Below are 4,005 nucleotides of genomic sequence, written 5' to 3'. Positions count from 1 at the left end.
GGGGGGGGCCCCCCGCCGTACCGTTCGATCTCCTCGGTCGGGGACCACAGGCCGTGGCCGTGGCCGAGCGCCTTGAAGACCGCCCACAGCGCGCTCAGGTGCTCCACCGCCGCGGGGTCGCCGTAGAGGGCCTCCGCCCGGCGCCGCCACTCCTCCTCCGGCAGGTCGGTGTAGGCCACCGGCGCCCCCGTCCCCTCGGCGAAGGCGTCGGCGGCCTCCCCGATGCCCGCGACCTGGCCGACCAGCCGGCACACCGGGTCCGCCGCCGGCTCGGCCGCCGCCAGCAGGCCGACCGCGACCCGCACCACGTCCCCCGCCGCCACCAGCGGCAGCTGGGTCCTGCGGTCCCCCAGCGGCAGGGCGATCTCCCGGCCCCGGCCCGCCTCCAGCACCACCCGCAGGTTCTCGTAGAACACCGCCGCCCGCAGGTGGACGGCGCCCACCCCGGCGCGGTCCAGCAGCTCCTCGGCCACCCAGTGCCGCCGCATGTGCGGGGTCGGCGCATCGGGCGCCGCCGCCAGCTGGGAGGGGGAAACCACCCGCTCCACCCCGGCGCGGCGGGCCGCCGCGGCGAACGCCGCCGCCGCGTCCAGGAACCCCTCGCGCACCGGGTAGGCGAAGTAGGCCCGGCGCACCCCGCGCACCGCGCGCAGGACGTCCTCCACCTCCCGCAGGTCACCGACGGCCACCTCGGCACCGGCCTTGCGCAGCCGCGCCGCGCGCTCGTCGTCGGCGCGCACCAGCGCCCGCACCGGCAGCCCGCCGGCCAGCAGGGTGCGGGCCACGCGGTTGCCGGTGGCCCCCTGCCCGCCGCCTGCCGCACCGGTCACCAGGATCGGCTCCATCATGGGCCTCCCTCCACGGCGCGCCCCGCCTCGGGACGGCGGCCGCGCGCCTGCCCCGACGCTCACGGACGCCGGTCCGCCCGTCAAGGGACCCCCGCCGTGTCCGCACCTCGGCGCCGGTTTGACACTCCGGGGGATCGCGTTAGTGTCCGGGGGCGTTTCCGTGCACGCCAGGCGCCTGTCCGCGGCAGTACCCCCCGACTCCGGAAAGGCACGGTCCCCCATGGTCGACGACGGGCCGCGCTCGGCCGCGCGCCGGCGCAGGCGCGCGGCCGAGCGCCGGCGCCGCCTGCTGACGGTCGCCGCGGTGCTCGCTGCCGGGACGGCCCTGACCGGCGCCCTGCTCGCCGCCTCGCTCGGCCCGGGGTCCGGGCGTCCGCCCTCCGCCGCCGACGGCGGGGGCGGGGGCGGTGGGGGCGGTGCGCCGGACGCCGCCCCTCCCTCGCCGCCGCCGGCCTCCTCCGGCGCTTCGGCCCCGGCATCGGCCGCACCCTCCGAGAGCGCGCCCGGCGCCTCTCCGAGCGCCTCCCCCTCCGCCTCGCAGGAGGCCGGGCGGGACGGTGCGCCGGAGGAGGACGAGCCGACGCCCCCGACCGGTTCGCCGACCCCGCAGTCCCCTCCGGAGACCGCGCCGCCCCCGGACGAGGGCACCGAGCGGCCCCCGCCGGACGGTCCGCCCGGCGGCGGGGACGGGGACGAGGGCGGAGACGGTGGAGACGGCGGAGACGGCGGAGACGGCGGAGACGGCGGCGGAGGAGGCGGCGAGAGCCCGCCCCCGGAGGACGAGGAGCCCGTCGACGAACCCGGCTGCTGGATCTTCTGCTGACCGCCGCCCGCCCGGGGAAGGACACCCGTGGAGGATGGGACCGCCCGCCCCCCCGCGGGCCCACGGGTGAGGAGGAACCCCCGCATGGCACCGGTACGGGTACTGATCGTGGGAGCCGGTTCGCGCGGCAGCGCCTACGCCGCCTGGATCCGGGAGCACCCCCGCATCGCGCGGGTGGTGGCGGTGGCCGAACCGCGCCCGGCCTACCGCGACCGCCTGGCGGACGCCTGCGGGGTGCCCCCTGAGGCGCGGTTCGCCGACTGGCGCGAGGCCGCCGCCCTGCCCCGGACCGCGGACGCCGCCCTGGTGTGCACGCTGGACGACGCCCACCTGGAGCCCGTCCTGGCGTTCGCCGCCTCGGGCCACCACCTGATGGTGGAGAAGCCGCTGGCGCAGACCCGCGCCGACTGCGAGGCGATCGTGGAGGCCGCCCGCCGCGCCGGGGTGCTGCTGGGCGTCGGCCACGTGCTGCGGCACGCCCCCTACACCCGCCTGGTGAGGTCCCTGCTGGACGCCGGGCGGATCGGCACGGTGACCGGCATCGACCACGTCGAGCCGGTCGGCTTCTGGCACCAGGCCCACTCCTATGTCCGCGGCAACTGGCGGCGCACCGACGAGGCCGCGCCCATGCTGCTGGCCAAGTCCTGCCACGACCTGGACTGGATCCGCCACGTGGTGGGGCGCGAGCCCACCGCGGTGTCCTCGTTCGGGTCGCTGCGCCACTTCCGCCCCGAGCAGGCGCCGCCGGGGGCCGCCGAGCGCTGCACCGAGTGCCCGGTGGAGCCCGACTGCGCCTACTCCGCGCCGCGGATCTACGGCCGGTTCCTGGAGCAGGGGGCCACCGGCTGGCCGCTGGACGTGCTCACCCCCGAGCCGACCGCCGAGTCGGTGGCCGAGGCCCTGCGCACCGGCCCCTACGGCAGGTGCGTCTACCACTGCGACAACGACGTGGTGGACCGGCAGGTGGTGGCGCTGGAGTTCGGGGGCGGGGCGACCGGGACGTTCACCATGACGGCCTTCTCCCGGGCGGGCCACCGCCGCACCACGGTGTTCGGGACCGGGGGCGAGCTGCACTGCGACGGTGAGTCGGTGACCGTGGACGACTTCCTGGCCGGGACGACCGAGACCTTCAAGCCCGAGGCCGCGGACAGCGCAGGGGCGGGGCACGGCGGCGGCGACGGGGGCCTGCTCTCGGCGTTCTTCGCGGGGGTGGCCGCCGGGGACCCGGAGCTGGTGGAGACCGGCGGCGAGGACGCCCTCCGCTCGCACCTTCTGGTGTTCGCCGCCGAGCGCGCGCGCTTGGAGCGCCGGGTGGTAGAGCTGCCCGAGAGGACAGAGCAGACGGAGGAGACGGAGGGGTCATGGCACCGGTGAGGAAGGGCTCGCGGGACATCACGGTGGACGGCCGCGCCTACCGCCGGTCACGGTCGACCTCCCCCGAAGACCTATTCAACTAGTTGATCATTAGACTCGGGGCACCAGCCGTCCGCCGCACCCCGAGGAGACCCCGCATGGCCGACTTCGCCGCCGCCACCGCGCTCACCGCGACAGCCGAACCGCCCGGCGCGCCCGCCGACGGCGCCCACCGCGTGTTCGACGCCGTCCTCGACCCGCAGTGGGCGGTCGGCGACAAGCTGCACGGCGGCTACCTGATGGCGGTCATGGGGCGCGCCGCCTGCCTCGCCTCGGCCGACGGGCACCCCGACCCGACCGCGATGGCGGCCTCATTCGTGCTCCCGCCCCGCCCCGGCCCCGCGCGCGTGCAGGTCGAGACCCTCCGCGCGGGCAAGGGCTCCACCCGCACGCGGGTGCGCCTGGAGCAGGACGGCGGCGTGTGCGTGGAGGCGCTGGCCACCAACGGGCGCCTCGGCGAGCCGGCCCCCTTCTGGTCCCGCACCGAACCGGAGCCGCTGCCCGCCGAGCACGCGTGCCCGCACTCCCCCGCGGACGTGCCCGGCTCCGGGTTCCGCGTCCCGCTGATGGAGGTGGTCGACCAGCGGATCGACCCGCAGACCGTGCAGGCCCTGGCCGGCCGCCCCTCCCTGCGCGGCCGGGTCGCCGGGTGGCAGCGGCTGGCCGGCGGCGCGGACTGGGACCCGCTGTCGCTGCTGGTCGCCCTCGACATGGTGCCGCCGGTCTCCTACGACCTCGGGTTGGCCGGGTGGGCCCCGACCGTGCAGATGAGCGCCTACGTCCGCGCCGTGCCCGCCCCCGGGCCGGTGCGGGTGGCGATGCAGGCCGAGGAGGTCTCCGGCGACCGCATGGACGTGTCGGTCCGGGTGTGGGACGCCAAGGACCGCCTGGTCGCGCAGGCGGCGCAGATCGCGGCGGTGC

General features: G+C 77.8%; 4 protein-coding genes. 3 read left to right on the top strand and 1 reads right to left on the bottom strand.

Translation table 11 applies throughout. From position 1 onward, the window contains the following. Window positions 1–848: NmrA family NAD(P)-binding protein (locus tag C892_RS28325; protein ID WP_017555631.1), on the bottom strand; the 848-nt coding region annotated here is incomplete at its 3' end. 220 nt (window positions 849–1,068) lie between these two features. Between C892_RS28325 and C892_RS0100905 the strand changes: the two genes are divergently transcribed. The 3 genes from C892_RS0100905 to C892_RS28320 form a co-directional block, all read left to right on the top strand. Beyond that, window positions 1,069–1,671 carry a hypothetical protein gene (locus C892_RS0100905; RefSeq protein ID WP_026124057.1) on the top strand — a complete coding sequence of 201 codons (603 nt, stop codon included), beginning with the start codon at window positions 1,069–1,071 and terminating at the stop codon, window positions 1,669–1,671. 84 nt (window positions 1,672–1,755) lie between these two features. Continuing rightward, on the top strand, window positions 1,756–3,045 hold the full coding sequence (locus C892_RS0100900) for a Gfo/Idh/MocA family protein (protein ID WP_017555630.1): 1,290 nt from the start codon (window positions 1,756–1,758) through the stop codon (window positions 3,043–3,045). Between the two features lie 137 nt (window positions 3,046–3,182). Then, window positions 3,183–4,005 (top strand): thioesterase family protein (locus tag C892_RS28320; RefSeq protein WP_017555629.1); only part of this gene is annotated, 823 nt, incomplete at its 3' end.

This window comes from Nocardiopsis baichengensis YIM 90130 (assembly GCF_000341205.1).
Taxonomy (GTDB): Bacteria; Actinomycetota; Actinomycetes; order Streptosporangiales; family Streptosporangiaceae; genus Nocardiopsis_A; species Nocardiopsis_A halophila.
The sequence above is the reverse complement of the archived record's forward strand: the minus strand, read 5'-3'. Positions and strand labels throughout refer to the sequence as shown.

Coding starts and splice junctions, on each gene's coding strand:
- C892_RS0100905 (WP_026124057.1), top strand. CDS start 1,069: ATGGTCGACGACGGGCCGCGCTCGGCCGCGCGCCGGCGCAGGCGCGCG.
- C892_RS0100900 (WP_017555630.1), top strand. CDS start 1,756: ATGGCACCGGTACGGGTACTGATCGTGGGAGCCGGTTCGCGCGGCAGC.